Below are 16,895 nucleotides of genomic sequence, written 5' to 3'. Positions count from 1 at the left end.
AACGGCGTTGGCCATGGTGATTCCTATGGGGTTAAGGGATAAATTAAAGTGCATGAGTGCCTTAGCTCTATGCAGACCTGGTTTGGTTCGAGGTGTTCGGGCGGCGTCTTCTCCTCTGGTTCTGGTGGTTGCTGCACGGGTGAGACACTTGCGGTCGCCCGCATTACTTCAGTAGGCGTGCCTCCGCGTACCAGTGGATCGACCCACGGCGGTGCGACGTCTAGCGGCTCGTCGGGTTTCGATTTAGACGCCGCACCAAGGTAGAAACGAAAGCGGTTGCCGTATGCGGTGCGTCGCCGATCACTGTAGTGTCGTACCATCGTGACTCGCGGCGTCGCGTTGAAGTCGCTCAAGGACACACATTGCGTCGTCGGCGGCTTCCAGGGGCACAAAGATGTGATCGTGATAGGTCGCGGCGACTACATTGCAGCTGATACCGACTTCACCGAGCGCTCCGGAAAATGCGGCGGTGAGGCCTGCGGAAGGCAGGTCAGAGCGAAGCAGCAAGGTGATCCATGCGGCACGAAACGATATCCGTAAATTGAATCGTTCTGCTACGCCGAGTTCTACAAACACAGTAAGTCCTTCGTGTTCCCGGAATGTCCCAATAATTGCGCTTCCCGGAATGCCCTCTGGAGCCAGTTCGCCTAAAGCAAGACTTACGAACGCGACGCGCTCGCGATTGAGGACCGGAGACATAGAGGCGATCAGTGTCCTCAGATTCGTAGTTCTCTCGTGCATGTTGTCATATCCCATAAAGACCAAATCGCACGATCGAGTAGCGGTCTGGCTTATAGCCACGAAGCATTAGCTAAGCATGTTGCCCTCAAGTCGCATTGCCATTAAATGACTGTGGAGGCGTATTTTTTATCGGTCGGATACTGATAGTTGTTCAGAAGTTGAGTTGTCAGGCAAGCCGACTGACCTCGATCCCGAATCTGCCACTGCTGCTCGACGAGGCGGCGTATCTGATAAGTGTACAAAGAGCAAACGTATTGCGGGCTCATACCTGAGCATATGACGCCTATACCTTCCGCGCATTGCTGGTAGTGGGAAAATGCACGACACTGTATGACCATCAGATCATGTCAAAGATGACTGGATCTCAACTACAAGTAAATCCGCCCACGTGAGCTGTGTGCGACGCCGTCGTGAAGCTCAGTGGGCAACCATACCTAAATGCGCGGCGGTTAAGTTCCGTGACCCTAGCCTACAAAACTGTCTCATTTGGAAGTGGGAAATTCCGGTATGACGTTGTCATCGAGATCAGGAGGTCATACCGTGAAGAAGAGCAAGTTCACCGAAGAACACATCACCTATGCGTTGAAGCAGGTCGAGCTGGCCACGCCGGTCGCGGCGGTCTGCCGCAAGAAGGGGATCAGCGACGCGATGTTTTGCAACTGGCGGACGAAGTACGGTGGACTATCGCCCTCAGAGCTGCGCCGTCTGAAGCAGCTTGAAGAAGAGAACGCGAAGCTCAAGCGACTCGTGGCCGACCTGTCGCTGGACAAGGCCATGCTGCAGGACGTGCTGTCAAAAAGCTCTGGAGCCTTCCCGGCGCCGTGAACTGGTCACGGACCTAATGCGGCGTTTTGGCGCATGCTACCGACAGACCTGTGCGTTGTGTCAGCTGTCCCGCGCGGGCTACCGCTACGACTCGGTCGCGCGGGATCAAAGCGCGCTGGAGATGCGCATCAAGGAGATCACGGAAGTGCGGGTGCATTACGGTGCGCCACGCGTGTACGTGATGCTTCGCCGGGAAGGCTGGCGAGACAACCACATGCTGTAATTGTCTCTCCGGCTAACGGTGGAGGTTGCCATGGAAACGTATGTGGGTCTCGATGTCTCGCAGAAGGCGACAACGGTATGCGTAGTTGACAGGGACGGCAGTGTGGTCTGGCGTGGAACTGTAGCTCCGAATCCTGATGCCATCGCCGACACTATCAAGCAGCAGGCTCGTGAAATCAAACGCGTTGGTATGGAAACGGGGCCGCTTGCGGTGTGGTTCTATCACGGGTTGCGCGAAAGGAATGTTCCTGTCGATTGCATTCATGCTCGCCATGTCCATGCCACGCTCGCAACGCAGCTAAACAAGACCGATAGCAACGACGCTCATGGCATCGCGCAACTCACGCGTAGTGGCTGGTATCGCGCGGTCGAAATCAAGAGTATTGCCAGCCATGAAGTCCGACTACTCCTCGGCGCGCGTAGCCAACTGATCAGTATGCGCACCAGCTTGTACAACCAGATCCGGGGTGTGCTCAAAACCTTCGGCGTTGTGCTGCCTCCAGGAACACGTAGCACTTTCGAGAGGCTCGTCGAAGAGCGTACGCCATCGGCATCACTGATCCGCGGGGTGATCGGTATCCTGCTCGACAGTTGGAGGCATATTGGCGGGCAAGTTCGCGAAACCGACCGCGCGCTCCAGCGAATTGCACGCGCAAGTGATGCCTGTCGACGCCTGATGACCGTTCCGGGCGTCGGCGTGACAACGGCAGTCGCATTTGCTGCTGCAGTCGACAATCCGGAACGATTCCGCCGTGTCGGCGACATTGGCCCGTATCTCGGGCTGACGCCAAAGAAGTATCAATCACGCGAGGTGGACCACAACGGTGGAATATCCAAGACAGGCTGCAGGCTCACCAGACACATGCTGTTCGAGGCGGCGTCGGCCTTGATACTGCGTCACAAGCGCGACTGCGCACTCAGACGCTGGGCGCAATCTCTAATCCCCAGGATCGGCTTGCGCAAAGCGCTGGTCGCAACCGCGCGCAAACTGGTCACGCTATTACTCTCAATGTGGAGAAGCGGGAAGGAATTCTACCCGGGATAACCGAGTACCCGCGCTCGTAACTCGCTTCGCTTGTGCAAGTGTCGCACTGGTTCATTCAGGCTGATTACGTCGCCGCAACGATTCCTTGACGCGCTTTGCGGAAAAACCGCGGTAATCACATCGGAACGTTGTAGCGACCATCTAACGGCACGTTGTGGCGCGAAAGCGACCACGAAGACGACAAGGAAACGGCTGGTCCGAACCCTTTCCGGGAGGACGAACTATTGACAGCAATTAGACGATAAGCGCGTCGAACGCGTGTACCGCGAACCGGGGCTTTCGTTGCGCCACAAACGACCTCGACGCAACAAGTCGGCCAGACGCCGGCAGCTAAGCAATCAGTGAGCGCAGCGCTGTTTGATGGTCGGCGCTTGCGCACACTCACGATCGTGGACATCATCTCGCATTTTCTGAAACAGACTCAGAATTGAGAGATCGTAAATGTTGAACTCGCGACTCAGCGAAGCACGTGTGAGATAACACTCGTGTGTCAGACGACGGACTCACTGTCGACAAACATGATCTCACGCCGCCGTGTTTTCTGGCGCCTTCTGGTCAACCGGATCATAAGTACATGTGCGCCAGGCAACGAACATACGTCTGTATATCGAAACCGCTGTTGGGCACGACTGTGGCGAAAAAAGCGTGCGTCGCAGAATCACGGAACGATCGCACAGGTCGGCGTTATAGAAGCTCGACCGAGATCTTTTTCGGAAATGCAGGTTCGATGGCGTGAAAGACGCGCGTTCAGGGGCGGCGATGTCAGTCAGGCGTGCTGGCGATGCCTTCGCGCTCATCCGAGAAAGGTCGAGGCGCTGTGAATTGGTCTTCTCCGCAAGCATAACGTAAGAAAACCTGACCACGTGTGTGATCGTGCGATCGCCTCAGCCAGGTCGACCTCCGCAAAGAGCGAAAGGTCGGTTTTTTCAGTGCTGCAATGTAAAAATACTTGCGCCATTTTAGAACGCATCGAATAAAATGGCGGCTACGTCCGGGAGGACGGACACTCACATCGAGTACGGACCGTCGACGTGACCGCGATTGATATCCGCCGAGCTAAAATGAACGAACCAGCTACCCTCGATATGACTCTGCTTCGCGCGGGGCAGATTGAACTGTACCGCAGGTGGAACGGGGCGAAGGAATCGGTTCTGCTTGCGACGACGTCTCTCGATAAGGAGTCTGGAAAGCCTTGGGTCCTGCGGGCTGAGCACGAGCGGAAGGACACCTTGACAGGACCATGGGCGCTGCGGCCTCTGAAGCTCTCGCACCGTCTTGATCAGATCCAGTTGACGCTCTCGGATCCCGGTGGGTACGTGCTTCGAGAAAGCTGTGGCGCACGACTTGCAATTGACCAATTGTTGACGGTCGCCATCGCGCTCGCGCGCGCCGTCTCGGCGATGCACGCACAAGGAATTGTGCATCGTGACCTGGCACCTGAAAACATTCTTTTCAACTGGCGCGCGGAACGAGCCTGGCTGACCGGCCTCGGCAACGCGATGGTCTTGGGTGCGGATCACCGTTCACTTGCCCTGTTCTCGAGCACGTCACTGCATTACGTTGCTCCCGAACTATGCGGCACGATCAATCGGCCAGTTGATGCGCGTGCGGATCTGTACTCCCTCGGCTGTGTCTTATATGAACTAGTTACCGGCTCTTCGCCGGTTCCAGTGGACGATTTGCCTAGTGCTGTGCTTTCTCATCTCGCGATGTTACCGTCGCCAGCGAGCGCAGTCAGGCGTGACTGCCCAAAGGTGCTCTCACAAATCATCGCGACGTTGATGGCCAAGGATCCGAACGACCGATATTCGTCAGCCGATGGCTTGCTCGGAGACCTATTGCGGTGTCATGCAGCGTGGCGAGAGAATTCCGAGCTCAAATGGTTTCCGATTGATCATGCGAACGCTGTGAGAAGGCTCAATGCGTCCGACCGCATATACGGACGTGTCGGTGAACTAAATGCTTTGCGCGATGCATTCGAGGGTGTGCTAGCTGATGGCCAGACGCGGTGCATAGCACTATTCGGTGCGTCTGGAACAGGAAAATCTACGCTTGTTCGTCATTTCGAGCGAACGCTCGACGAAAAGATTCATTGGTTTGGGGCGGGAAAGCACGGGCTGGTGGAAGAAGGGACACCGTATGGCTGTCTCGCGATGGCACTAAAGGATTTACTTCATAACAAGTTGAGAGTTGAGGGACGGGAATTTGCCGCGTGGTCCGAGAAAGTTCGGGATGCGCTCGGTCCCTCGATCGGACTATTGCTTTCGCTTTTGCCCGAGCTGAATCTAATCGTCGACGATTTTCCGTACGCGACGAACGGGGCTGCCCCGGCCGACCAGGACAGACTCTTCGATGCTATATGCAAATTCATCGAGTGCTTCTCGGCCGATCGACGTCCGCTGATCCTTTTCCTCGACGATCTCCAGTGGGCCGATAACGACACTCTAAGTGTGGCGCAGCGCCTGCTGCAGGCGAAAGACCTGCGCAACCTGTTACTGGTTCTTGCGTTGCGTGGTGAAGGATCGCAGGCTCCGCAACATGTACAGACCGTACTTGACAGCTCTTCCGTTCCCACTACAAAAATCACCCTCGGTCCGTTGGCGTTCGTTGACGTGAACTGCCTCGTCAGCGACATATTGGGCTGCTCGCTGGCTAGATCAGTTCCACTATCCGGTTTGATTCAGACAAAGACGGGTTCAAATCCGTTTTACGTAATACGGTTTATGTCCATGTTGCTGGACGAAAGACTCGTATGGTTTGACTCGGAGAGTTCTTCGTGGATGTGGGATTTGTCGAAGGCGCGTGCCAGCAAATACACCTCCAATGTAGCGGAGTTGCTTCTCGATAAACTGGAAACGTTGCCTGATGCAACGCTGAACCTTTTGCGATGCTTGGCATGCCTAGGAGATAGTAGCCCGGCTCAGATTCTAGCCATAGCCGCAGATATTGAAGAGAGCAGCGTTCATACCTTACTCATTCAGGCTGAGCGTACGGGGCTGGTCCGGCGGAACGCGTCTGCGTATTCATTTTTGCATGGCCGGATCCGCGAAGCAACGTACAACTCCCTCGTTCGGGACCGGCGACACAAGGAAATGCACGTTACAGTGGGAATACGGCTCGCGAGTGTACGGCCCGAACGGCGAGAGGTGCTTTTTGCCGCCGCGAATCAAATTAACCTTGGTGCCGAACTTATTGAGGATGGTGACGAAAAACTGCGTTACGCGCGCTTGAATCTCGAAGTGGCGATCCTTGCCAAGAAATCGGCGGACTATCGCGCCGCAATCACATATCTTCAGGCTGCGTCGTTCCTCCTGCGAGACGTAGAAGACTCGAACATTGCGGGTCTGATCGAGTTTCACCGAGCTGAATGCGAATTCGTTACCGCCGACTTGGTAAGCGCCGAGGCAAGATTGGAGCGTCTGTGGTCGTCTGACATTGACATTGTATTGAGGTCCAGTGTGGCAAGGCTTAGTGTTGCCCTGTACACGACGCAAGGCCGGCAACGTGTCGCGATCGATATAGGACTATCTTACCTAGCCCAGCTCGGCATCGTCGTGCCTGGCGAGCCGGGTGACGAGGATGTAGATAGAGATCGTGCGAAGCTGATCCAATATATCGATCGTGCGCGACTGGATTCGGGCCCGCGGCGGAAAGTGACAGCTAGTCCGATGTGGGCCGGCGCGATGGATGTGTTGGGGGATCTGATTCTACCGGCGCTCTCTTGCAATAATGAGAACCTAGTCGATAGTCTTGTGTTCACCATGGCACTGATGACCGCCGACAGGGGATACTGCAGTGCCTCTAGCTATGCGTTTGTTCACGCGGCCGGCATTCTTGCTTTTCGTTTCCACGACGTGGAGCGAAGCCTGTTCCTTGGCGAGAAAGCACTCCAGTTGAGTTCCGACGAGGGCTTTGACAGACTGGCTGCGCGCGTGCGCATGTGCTTTGGCGTCCTCGTGGTTCCTTGGACGAGACCGATCCGGTCCGCCCAACCTTATATTAAAGATGCGATCATGGCTGCATATGATAGTTGCGATTTGACGTTTGCAGTCTATTCCCAGCGAAATCTCGTTTCTAATCTGCTCTTCGCAGGTGCACCGCTTGGAGAGGTTATGCGTGTAGCTGAGGAGGCGGTTGACTTTGCACGCAGTGCAGGATTTTCTCTTGTCGTTGATACCATACTTGCGCAGCTGATGGTTGTTTCGACACTGCGAGGGACATACGCTCAGACATTTGCGTCTAAGGGGCTCGAGTCGAACTGGAGCGAGAGTCTTCTTCATGGAGCCGCCTGCACGAGCACCGGCGCATTTGCGTTCTGGGTGCATCGACTTCAGATCTGCGTCCTTTTCCGCGATTGGGAGGGGGCGCTGGAAGCTGAAGGGAAAGCGACGGGGCTGCTTGGCGCCTCGCTTGCACACATCGAGACCGCAGATCTTCCTTATTACGGTGCCATTTGTCGAGCCGAAGCATTCTTCCGATCAGCAAAAGAGAGGGAGCGAGAAGCTCATCTCGACGTACTCCGAAACCATTACGATTACCTCCGGTCGCTGGCGGAGTCGTGTCCTGATAATTTCGGCGATCGGGCGGCACTAGCAGCAGCGGAACTGGCGAGGGTGCAGGGCAGGAATGGCGATGCACAATTACTCTATGAAAAGGCGATCGAGCTAGCGCGCAAGAATGATTTCGTTCAGAACGAGGCAGTCGTGCTCGAAGCGGCAGCGAATTTTTACTCCACTCAAAATCTTCCCGTTGTAGCAGAAGCATTGCTCCGAAATGCCCGATACGCATACCTTCATTGGGGTGCGGAAGGAAAAGCGCAAGAGCTCGAAGCTCGCATGCTGCAGATTACTGGTCGTCAGCGATCGAAGCCCAGGAATGATGCGGGGTTAGTGCACCTTGATACAAGAGCGGTGCTAACTGCATCACATGCTCTGTCCAGTGAAATCGTCCTGCCTCGACTTCTTGAGGTACTTATCGGAAATGTTCTGGAACATGCGGGGGCGGAAAGGTGTGCTGTTGCTCTACATCGGAGAGGCGAATATTGGATAGAAGCTGAAGCGCGGACGTCTCTCGATGGTCTCATATACGTCATCGAATCGCGTCGGCTTCAGGAAGTCGAGCTACCTCTGGGTATACTCATGACTGTTGCGAGGACTCGCCAGAAGGTGCTTCTTGATGACGCGTGCGGTTCTGGTGAATTCGCGCGGGACCGGGACGTTATTCAACGAGGGCTGCGGTCGGTGTTGTGCATGCCTTTGTTGAAGCAATCTGAGCTTGTCGGCATTCTATATGTCGAGAACAACCTGATATCGGGCGCGTTCACGGAGGAAAAGACGACCCTGCTTGAGGTATTTGCTTCGCAAGCCGCGATCTCGCTCGAAAATGCGCGGCTCTATGCTGACGCTGTTCAGAGTGATGCGTTGCGCAAAGCCGCCGAACAGGAACTCCGAAATTCAAGGGAAGAGCTCGCACGGGTAGCGAGCCTTACTACGATGGGGCAGCTAGTTGCGTCTATTACACATGAAGTTAGTCAGCCGCTAGCTTCAATAGCAGCCAGCGCTGGCGCCGCGTTGAGGTTCATGAGACGTGATGACCCGAACTTCGTCGAAGTCGAGGACGCGCTAAGGAGAATTCAATTCGACAGTACTCGTGCGCATGACGTGGTGCGGAGTCTTCGGGCGCTGGGCAAACGATCTGCCCCTTCCTTTTCAGCGTTCGGTCTGCACGATGCTATTGAGGAAGTGTTGTTGGTTACAAGGAGCCAGCTTGAGAAGCACGCCGTCCGGCTCGCTTCGAATACAGATTCCGATACGAGTACGGTGTGGGGCGATAGGGTTCAGATTCAGCAGGTAGTTCTCAACCTGGTAGTCAACGCGATTGAAGCAATGCAGGAAATCTGTGACCGTGAACGTCGGCTGTTCATCGGGAGTTCGACCGTTGAAGGGCGCGTAAGGGTCGTGATTGAGGACACTGGTGTTGGCATAGAGGAGGGTTCAGCCGACAAAATATTTGCGCCATTCGTTACCACAAAGCCACAGGGCATGGGCATGGGTCTACCGATATGTCGCTCCATCGTTCAAGCCCATGCGGGTCGACTGACTGTCGAACGATTGAGTCCTTACGGAACTCGGTTCGAAGTATGGCTTCCCGAACCAGGATGGCGTCCGTCTACTGAATCCGGAGCCAGTACCTGATTCAACGTGTTTTCGAAGGTCTGTGCGTCAAGTGGTTCGGCCCGGTAACAACTTGTGCGATTTGAGATCGCGACTTCGCGGGTCGAATCGTGCCAGAAAAATAGTGTTAAGCATCACCGACATTGGATAGCCTGGCTGAAGGAACCGTACCGGCATGTCAAACCCATTCAATTGCGGCATCTCGACATCGAGCAGAATACATGCGCTTTATCCAGCTGTGTCGAACGAAAGGGAATTCTGTATCGGCGGGAATTTTTTGGTTCATCGCGGAATACCGGGGAGCGCGGCGCGGATCTTGAGGAAGAAGTATTCCTCGTGGCGGTACCCGTAGGCCCGACGCTTGATGACCTTGATGGTGTTGTTGATGCCTTCGACGACGCTGGTATTGAGCGGATGGCGGCGGGCGAGGATTCCGCGCCAGTAACCCTGCAGGCGCTGCGCGATCAGTTGTAGCGCGGCAATGCCGCTTCGCCGGGCTTGCTCGATCCAGTGTTCCCAGGCCTTTTCCGCCCAGGCAGGCTTTCGGTAGAACCAGAGCCGTTTGAGTTCTTTGCGTAGCACGTAGACGCACGGCAATGGATGATTGGCAGCCAGCAGTTCCTTCAGATGCACGGACTGCTCGGGCTTCAGGTTGTGGCGGTTGCGCAGCAACAGCCGGCAACTGGATTTCAATACCTTGCGGGTCGGCCGGTCATGGCGTAACTGATTGGCCTGATCCACTCGCACTCGATCGATCACCTCGCGCCCGTACTTGGCCACGACGTGGAACAGGTCGTAGACTACCTCGACCTGCGGACACTGCGTCTTGATTTCCAGCTCGTAGGCCGTGGTCATGTCGATCGCGACTGCTTCGATGCGCTCTGCGACACCCTCTGGAAGCTGCTCGAAGAAGGCGCGGGCCGTCTCGCGTGAGCGTCCCGATCCAATCCAGAGCACCTGCCAGCTGATCGGATCGACCACTACCGTGGCATATCGACGGCCTTTATGGAGTGCAAACTCGTCCATCGCAAGATAACGGATCGTCGACCAGTCCGGCTCAACCACACGTGCTTGCAAACGCATCTTGTTGATCTATTTGACCGTGTGCCAGCCCAGATCGTAGAAGGCCGTCACTGCCTGCACGCTGGCTGCTTGCAGCAGTTTCTCACAGGTCTTGGCGAATCGCTCCGTCACTCGCTGGTAACGGCCCAGCCACGCCAGCTTCTCCAGTCGCGGACCGCCGCAGCGTTCGCACCAGACCCGGCGACGGGGGACGTGCAGCACCACCCGGTATTCGAACAGCGGCAGGTCACGCACCCGGCGAACCGTCGTCTCGTGGATCTGCTGGCAGCGTGCCCCGCATTGCTCGCAGTACATGACCTTGCTGACCGGCTTTAAATACAGCGACAGCGTACGGCCTTCGCCTTCCGGCCATTCCACACGCTCCAACCGGTAGCCGGTCCAGCAGCCCAGTGCCTGAAGTGCCTTGCGATCGAGCAATTGCCTCTCCTGACGTCCTTAAAGTCAGGCGTCAGGTTACGCAATCGCTCTCAAACCCTCCACGGTTTCCTGCGATGAACCAATTTTTTCGTGCTCGCCCCCGTAAGTCGCGCGAGGCTCACGGGGGACAATCGGACGGACTCGTCGTCGTCGGTGATCAAAATCCAGGTGTTGCGCAACTACGATCCCCGGGGCGGTGGGAATCGACGCTGAGAAGCCGATCGATATGCCGTTCTGCGCTCGATTAGGTCTGTTGAAAATTTACAGTATCGCTCACGAGAACGGAAGCATACCTGCGTATAAGAAGAAGCGGACTGGATCGATCAACTGCGTTTTGATAAAAACTGCCGCTCCGGCTCGATGCCGAGAATTTCTCCGATGCGGACGAATTCCGCAAGGGTACGGCTCGCCATTTTTTTCATTGCGTGAGCACGATGTGTTTTTATCGTGATTTCACTGAGATTCATTTCCGCCGCGATCTGTTTGTTCATGAGGCCCGCGACTACATAGCCCATAACAGCCCGTTCTTTGGCGTTCATTGATTCATACCGGTACCGCAGATCCGCCATCGAGCGTTCTTTCAACAGGCGCTGGGCGTCGTGGCGCAAGGCCGAGGCGACAGCGTCTAGAATATCCTGGTCGCGAAACGGTTTCGCCAGAAAGTCCAACGCGCCTGCCTTCATGGCTTGAACTGTCATTGGAATATCGCCATGCCCACTGATAAAGATGATTGAGGGAGATAATCCCGTTTTCACAAGTTGCTGCTGAAGCTCCAGCCCGCTCTCGTGTGGCAGTCGCACGTCGAGGATGAGGCAGCTCGGTAGCGCCGGCTTCGAAAATAATAGGAATTCACGTGCGGACCCGAAGGTCTCCGCGCGCAGGCCTACAGAACGGAAAAGGGCGCTCAAAGACCGCCTCGTAGGCTCGTCGTCGTCGACGATGTATACGATCGACTCACGTACGGTCTCCGTTCTACCTGCTACGTCTCGTTGGGGTGGATGAGAATGGGCGAACATCATTCCTCCCTTTGAAATACAGTTGACCGCGCGTGGGCCATTGCCCGACGCCCGGGATGGACGATCTAGTTTGGGAGAGAAGTATTACACGACAACGATCCTCATGCTACCTCGTTGGGCTTGAACATTTCATTTTTCGCCGCGACGACGTCATGCCGTCGCTAGCGCAGGAGCTCCGGGATTGAGCAGGACGGCGAGAATCAGAGCATAAAAAAACCGCAGTCCCCCCGAGGATCACCGGCTGATTGTTGGTGTGTCGCTCGGCACTGCATGGTGTGTGTCACCCGGCGTACCCTTAAACCAATTGCAGTCGAGCGTGCCGACCGCCGTCATGTGGTCGATGGCTGGCTCAATCGCACGGCCCCTGCGGATCATCCGGCGCTGGACTCGTGTGATGCCGCGTCGTAAACCCGGGTGATAGACCCTCACCCCATCGATGGTGAAGCATGCGTGTGCCTGTCGTATGGGTGGCCCCGCATCGTGTGCATGCCCACGCTCACGACTACCTTGTGCGTCGTCGTGATCGATGGCTTCACGCGGAATCGGTGCGGCTTGCGCCCCTCGCCTTTTGCCGGGCGCTCGATTTCCGGTACATGTAGGGCATACAGCTTGTTTTTGCCCTTTTGCTTCCGAGACAGGATCCCCTTGCTGCGGCCAATCCAGTCTTCCAACGCGGGGCAGCTTTGGTGCGCGACGCAATCGAATTGTCGCAGGACGTCGCGCGTCGCGCGACCGACGCATGACTGTAAAGTCCGCCGCCCCGTCTTCATCCACGTGTATTACTTAGCATTCGCGTGGTCGCCAACTTGGTTTGCTAAGCGCAACGCCTCGCGATTGTAGTTCCGTCGTAGCTTCGGCCCATGCAGGCCGGCTGCCTGCACCAGATGTTAGCGGCAGCGTTCGTGCAGCTGCCGATCGGCCGAATGGGTAATCGCCTTCTCCATTACCGTCGTATCGACAGCCGCGCGTTCAGGCTCGGGTTCTTGACGACGTTGGACCGCTTGGGTGCCTCGATCGTCTCCGCTCGAGGCTCGTCAACGCCGGCTTTATCAGGCGGCTCGCGCCATCGCATCAGGTTCGACGAATCGATTGGTGGCTTTGTCTGCGAGTACGTCTCACCTGTGAACACTCACTGTTACCGAATCCCGAAGCTCAGCCAATTCACGCGTTCGGCCGACAGGTCGAATGCGTGCCGCAAGTACAGCACCCCTGCGATCAGCTGCGGCGATGTCGCCGTCCTGTCTCGGCGCGAGATGAAGCTCGCGCACATCGCTGACCAAGCGGATCCCTGTCGATCAGGTCAGCGAACCACACCAAGGAGTGTTTCAAGTTGATCCGCTCGCGTTGCGGTCGGCGGAGAAATCTCCTTCCGGAACCGGCGTCTTCCGACCCATCAGTACCCCATCAGGATTTGCGGGATTCACCCGCCGATATGGCTGCGCCTTGAGATTCCTCCAACGCAATTACGTCCTCCGAGCCATACCGTACAGGCCTTCGCGGATCGTCCAGGGTTGACTACGTAGAGTCGGAGCAAACTCTACCAAAATAAACACCGAATGGAGGCCGCGTTGGCGGTTTCGTCAGGTTGTTGTAGGCGTTTGCCCGTATGCCAATGCGCCCGGTCGAAGCACCACCATTACGGCCGACGACGCCCTCGCTTATAATGGCGCAATGTAGCGACCTACTTTGCTCTACACATTAAACACAAAAGGATAGTTTGAATGGCGCGCCCCAGAGAGTTCGATGAGGCATCCGCGCTCGACGCGGCGGTGGGGCATTTCTGGCTCCACGGATACCAGTCTACTTCGGTTCGCGAACTGGCTGCCGCAATGGGGATCACCGGCGCCAGTCTTTACAACGCGTTCGGTGATAAGCGTGCTCTTTTTAAGATGGCGCTTGCACGCTATATTGAGACAAGCATTGAAGGTCGTGTCATTCGCAAACATCATTCTACGGTACGTGCGATCGATGCGTTTTTCAAAGATGTCGTTAACTATTCACTAAAAGACAAAGATCGAAAAGGCTGCCTACTGGTGAATTCAGCCCTTGAGCTTGGCGACGATGGCGCGGAGTTGAAGGGAGTCGTGTCGGACGTTTTCGTCGAGATCGAGGTTTTTTTCAAGCGGGCAATCGCCAGAGGTCAGGAACAAGGTGAAGTATCGACTGAACTTCCTGCGAGCGACCTGGCCCGCCTCTTACTAGGTGCCTTACTTGGGATTCGGGTGCTTGCTCGAGTGCGCCCCGATCGTGCTCTGCTCGAAGGTATTGTCCGTTCGGCCCTCGTCACGCTGATGGTGTATTAGCCGGGACTCGATCTGGCAGGTAGCCGGGCCGACAAAGAGCGATCCATCAATGGGGGATGAGTTTCTCCTTGGCGAGATCGAGCGAATCGAGGAAAGTGCGCATCGACGTCTTGCCGTAACATCAGCGCCCCTGAAGCTCTCGTTCATTGTTGTACTGGTCGAGCCACACATCAAGGTCTGTCTGCCGGGTGGCGATCGAGTCGTGGATCTTTACGTCAGCCATCAGGTATCTGCGAATGACCTCCACGAGTGGTCGGAGCAACCCGCTGCACTGGCTGACCCAGTCCGTGAGTGTCGAGCGGCTGAGTTCCACGCCGTCGCGCGCGTAAATCACCGACTGGCGATACAGGGGTAGGTGGTCGCGGAATTTGCCGACCAGGACGTGCGCGAGCAATCCGGCGCCTGGCATGCCGCGATCGATCGGCCGGCTGCGCGCCGCGGCCTGCACAATGCAGTCGCGACAGGTACAGGCCTTTTTCAACCGCCGGTGACGTATCGCCCGCTAATGGCCAGGCACGTAGTCGAGTTGCTCGGCAATGTCCTCGCCCAGATCGGCGAGTGTGCCACCGCAGTGCGGGCAACACGCATCGTCGGGCCGGTGAACAACGTTTTCCGAATACTGCAGCCATACCTGCTGTAGCGCCAGCGACCAAAAGCGTTTTCCATTCGGCAGCGGTGAGCGTCATGAATTGTGCAAGCGGAGAGACGAGGGCGCCTCCCGTCATAATAATCAGCTCCTCGGCGCCAAACGGTTCGCCGCTACCAATCACGATGCCTCACGATAGTGGATTCAGAATCGCGACCTTCGGAGACATGCGACTCTTTCCGAAGAGGATTACCTCTATGGCTTCTGGAATGCCGCGACAGTGGATCTTTTCGGATCCGAAACGCACCATCAGCCCAACGACCAGGCGACCCACAATCGGCAAGGTTGTGATCCAGACGCCAAGAGTGTTGTGCGCGAGGGAGCGTTCCGTAAGCGACAGCGTGCCGAAGAAAAAGATGTTCGTGAATAGGTGGATTAGGTTCAACAGAACAAACGCTGCCAGAGTCGCAATCGGCCCGATAGCGGCGGCCAGAACTGATACTCCCGAAAGTCGAGCGTTCGACGCGAAGTCACGTTTGTGGGTGTCGGGGTGAATCACGTCGGCTAGGTATCTAAGAACGTGAGAGCAGAAGGTTGAGCAGTGGACGGCGAGATTTTGGCTTCATCGTCCCACTGTGTCACCTGAGTTCGCGGGTAACGTAGTGCTTGCACGCCGAAAGCTTTCTCGGTTGCCCGCGCACGACGCAGGACCAACATGACGGCAGAGCGTCGGAGGCGGGTGGCTCGCAGCGGAGCAAATCACTGGATGGGCCTTGTAAGGATGATCAGCGCGCCATAAATCCTTTATATCTCGGTGTGATATATATTTCTTGCCTCCCTCGAAGAGATTGGGGCATCCGCCACTCTGCCTGGGAGCCGAATGGGTTCGATCCTTGACTCGAATATTTCGGAGAACATAGTTGATACAACAAGGCTGCTTACTTCCCTGGTGCAGGAATGTATTGCTGTTATGCCGGTTGCAGACTTTAACGACGCCTAGTCAAACTTGCTCTCAAGCAATAGCTCCACAGACTTGATGAATTGATCTACGGTCTCATGCCTTCCGTCCGCGCGGATCAAAACAGGCAGGGCCGAAACGGATCCGATTAGAAGCTTCACGATCTGTTCAGCAGGCGCTCGCGTCATCCCGTCACTCGTTTCCGGCCCCTCTGCTACGCAGTCGAAAAAAAAGGTCTCGAGCTTTTGCATGGCGTCCGAAACGATGCTCGCGAAAGACGGGTTGCGGGTTGCGAGACTTATCGCAGTGGTGAACACCAGCCTTGCGCCGCCACCTCCCGAGGTGACCGATCGTTCGCTTACCACTAGAAAGAAGGATAGAATTGCACCGACGGGACGGCGGGCTTTTCGAAGCTGTCGCAGCGTCAGTTCAAAATCGTTGTCAACATACCAGCGGAGCACAGCAGCAAACAGTTGTGTCTTGTCTCCAAATTCTGTGACCAGCATCGTCGGCGGCACAACCGTGAAGTTAGAAATGTGATGGATAGTGATTTCTTCGAAATCGTAAGTCGAGAAACAGGTCAAGGCGGCTTCCATAAAGCCAGAATCCAGTAGCGTCGCGTTCTCAATCATCAAGATGACTCAGTCTCGAAAACAATCGACGTTTATAGTGTCCTCGACAGATCGGGTCAACTATTTCGTTACGGCGTAACGATGACAATAGTCGCCTCAAGGGGCAACATCGTGGCTTTAGCAAATCGGGGATGAATGGTTGCTGCCGGTGCGGCGTCTATTGGGCGTTGCTAACAATTCTCTGAGAAACAGGACATATCGCGTCGCGTTACCAAGGTAAAAGGGTGGGAATAGGGAAACTGCAAAATAAAATCAGTTTCTGACTTGTGCATCGTACTTCCTGAGCCGCAGTGAAGCCGTTACCACACAACACCGAACCGCGCCGCGTCACGCCGAGTCCTCAAGCGCGTCTTTCTGTCTAGTGATGGGGCACCTAAGAGTTTGCACATGGATATAAAAAAATGACCGGCGACAATTTGCATCGAGTGGGCCTCCGAGCGCACAAGTGCTCGTGTGATATTGCTCGCGTCAAGTTTGGGTGGCATCCCAATCTGCTTCCGCGCGCTCGCACACTCGTCAGACCGGCTTACGTACGCTTGCTGCCGAGCGAGCGCGCGAAATCTGCAAGGGCGGTCATCATGTGAAGAAACAAGCAGCCTGCTGACGACTGCGTGTCGATCGTTTCGGTAAGAGGCATGATGCCAATGCATTGCTCATTAAGATGATTAACTAGCGCTATAATCTTGGATTTGCCCCTGTATCTCCGGACACGCGCCAGAACGAACTCATCAATGTTGCGAATCAGGTGTTCGACAGATGTCCGTAATGACGCCATCTGCGAAGACCCCGCCCTCCCACATCTGGATTTCTTTCCCGACTGCCAGAAGTGGGGCAACCAGGGCGAAGGACAGAAACTTTACCGGTACATCGTGTTCGTGACCAAGTTCGAGAGCA

The 16,895-nt window shown here is 55.9% G+C and carries 7 protein-coding genes and 6 pseudogenes; 5 read left to right on the top strand and 8 right to left on the bottom strand.

Translation table 11 applies throughout. The annotated features are described in order from the left end of the window. Positions 1–300 precede the first annotated feature (300 nt). Complete coding sequence (locus NQV17_RS37020; protein WP_257776038.1) at positions 301–741, bottom strand: ACT domain-containing protein; 441 nt, start codon at positions 739–741, stop codon at positions 301–303. Between the two features lie 540 nt (positions 742–1,281). On the opposite strand from NQV17_RS37020, the pseudogene NQV17_RS37015 reads away from it, so the two are divergent. The 4 genes and pseudogenes from NQV17_RS37015 to NQV17_RS37000 all read left to right on the top strand — a co-directional run. Continuing rightward, positions 1,282–1,780, top strand: a pseudogene (locus tag NQV17_RS37015) (transposase); the annotation flags it as partial. A gap of 39 nt (positions 1,781–1,819) precedes the next feature. After that, the gene (locus tag NQV17_RS37010) at positions 1,820–2,833 is read left to right on the top strand and encodes an IS110 family transposase (protein WP_257776037.1); all 1,014 of its coding nucleotides are present in this window, start codon (positions 1,820–1,822) and stop codon (positions 2,831–2,833) included. A gap of 243 nt (positions 2,834–3,076) precedes the next feature. Continuing rightward, positions 3,077–3,228: pseudogene (locus tag NQV17_RS37005) on the top strand (IS3 family transposase); the annotation flags it as partial. 636 nt (positions 3,229–3,864) lie between these two features. Next, on the top strand, positions 3,865–9,027 hold the full coding sequence (locus NQV17_RS37000) for an AAA family ATPase (RefSeq protein WP_257776036.1): 5,163 nt from the start codon (positions 3,865–3,867) through the stop codon (positions 9,025–9,027). A gap of 261 nt (positions 9,028–9,288) precedes the next feature. Here NQV17_RS37000 and NQV17_RS36995 read toward each other — a convergent pair. The 3 genes and pseudogenes from NQV17_RS36995 to NQV17_RS36985 all read right to left on the bottom strand — a co-directional run bounded on the left by NQV17_RS36995 (position 9,289) and on the right by NQV17_RS36985 (position 12,916). Beyond that, positions 9,289–10,506: pseudogene (locus tag NQV17_RS36995) on the bottom strand (ISL3 family transposase). A gap of 323 nt (positions 10,507–10,829) precedes the next feature. After that, positions 10,830–11,522, bottom strand: coding sequence for a response regulator transcription factor (locus NQV17_RS36990; RefSeq protein WP_257776039.1), 693 nt, complete (start codon positions 11,520–11,522; stop codon positions 10,830–10,832). Between the two features lie 150 nt (positions 11,523–11,672). After that, positions 11,673–12,916 (bottom strand): annotated as a pseudogene (locus tag NQV17_RS36985) (IS5/IS1182 family transposase). 327 nt (positions 12,917–13,243) lie between these two features. On the opposite strand from NQV17_RS36985, the gene NQV17_RS36980 reads away from it, so the two are divergent. Continuing rightward, positions 13,244–13,825: a TetR/AcrR family transcriptional regulator gene (locus NQV17_RS36980; protein ID WP_257776035.1), complete on the top strand. Its 582-nt coding sequence runs from the start codon at positions 13,244–13,246 to the stop codon at positions 13,823–13,825. A gap of 202 nt (positions 13,826–14,027) precedes the next feature. On the opposite strand, the pseudogene NQV17_RS36975 reads toward NQV17_RS36980, so the two are convergent. The 4 genes and pseudogenes from NQV17_RS36975 to NQV17_RS36960 all read right to left on the bottom strand — a co-directional run. Continuing rightward, positions 14,028–14,429: pseudogene (locus NQV17_RS36975) on the bottom strand (transposase); the annotation flags it as partial. A 7-nt stretch (positions 14,430–14,436) separates the two neighbouring features. Further along, positions 14,437–14,967 (bottom strand): annotated as a pseudogene (locus NQV17_RS36970) (chloride channel protein); the annotation flags it as partial. A gap of 440 nt (positions 14,968–15,407) precedes the next feature. Beyond that, positions 15,408–16,004 carry a TetR/AcrR family transcriptional regulator gene (locus NQV17_RS36965; RefSeq protein ID WP_257776034.1) on the bottom strand — a complete coding sequence of 199 codons (597 nt, stop codon included), beginning with the start codon at positions 16,002–16,004 and terminating at the stop codon, positions 15,408–15,410. A gap of 523 nt (positions 16,005–16,527) precedes the next feature. Beyond that, positions 16,528–16,776, bottom strand: a complete 249-nt coding sequence (locus NQV17_RS36960; protein WP_257776033.1) for a recombinase family protein — start codon at positions 16,774–16,776, stop codon at positions 16,528–16,530. Positions 16,777–16,895 lie beyond the last annotated feature (119 nt).

The sequence above is a fragment of the Burkholderia sp. SCN-KJ genome (assembly GCF_024656005.1).
In the GTDB taxonomy this organism is placed as follows: Bacteria; Pseudomonadota; Gammaproteobacteria; order Burkholderiales; family Burkholderiaceae; genus Burkholderia.
Note: the sequence above shows the minus strand (reverse complement) of the source record. Positions and strands in the feature narration are given on the sequence as shown.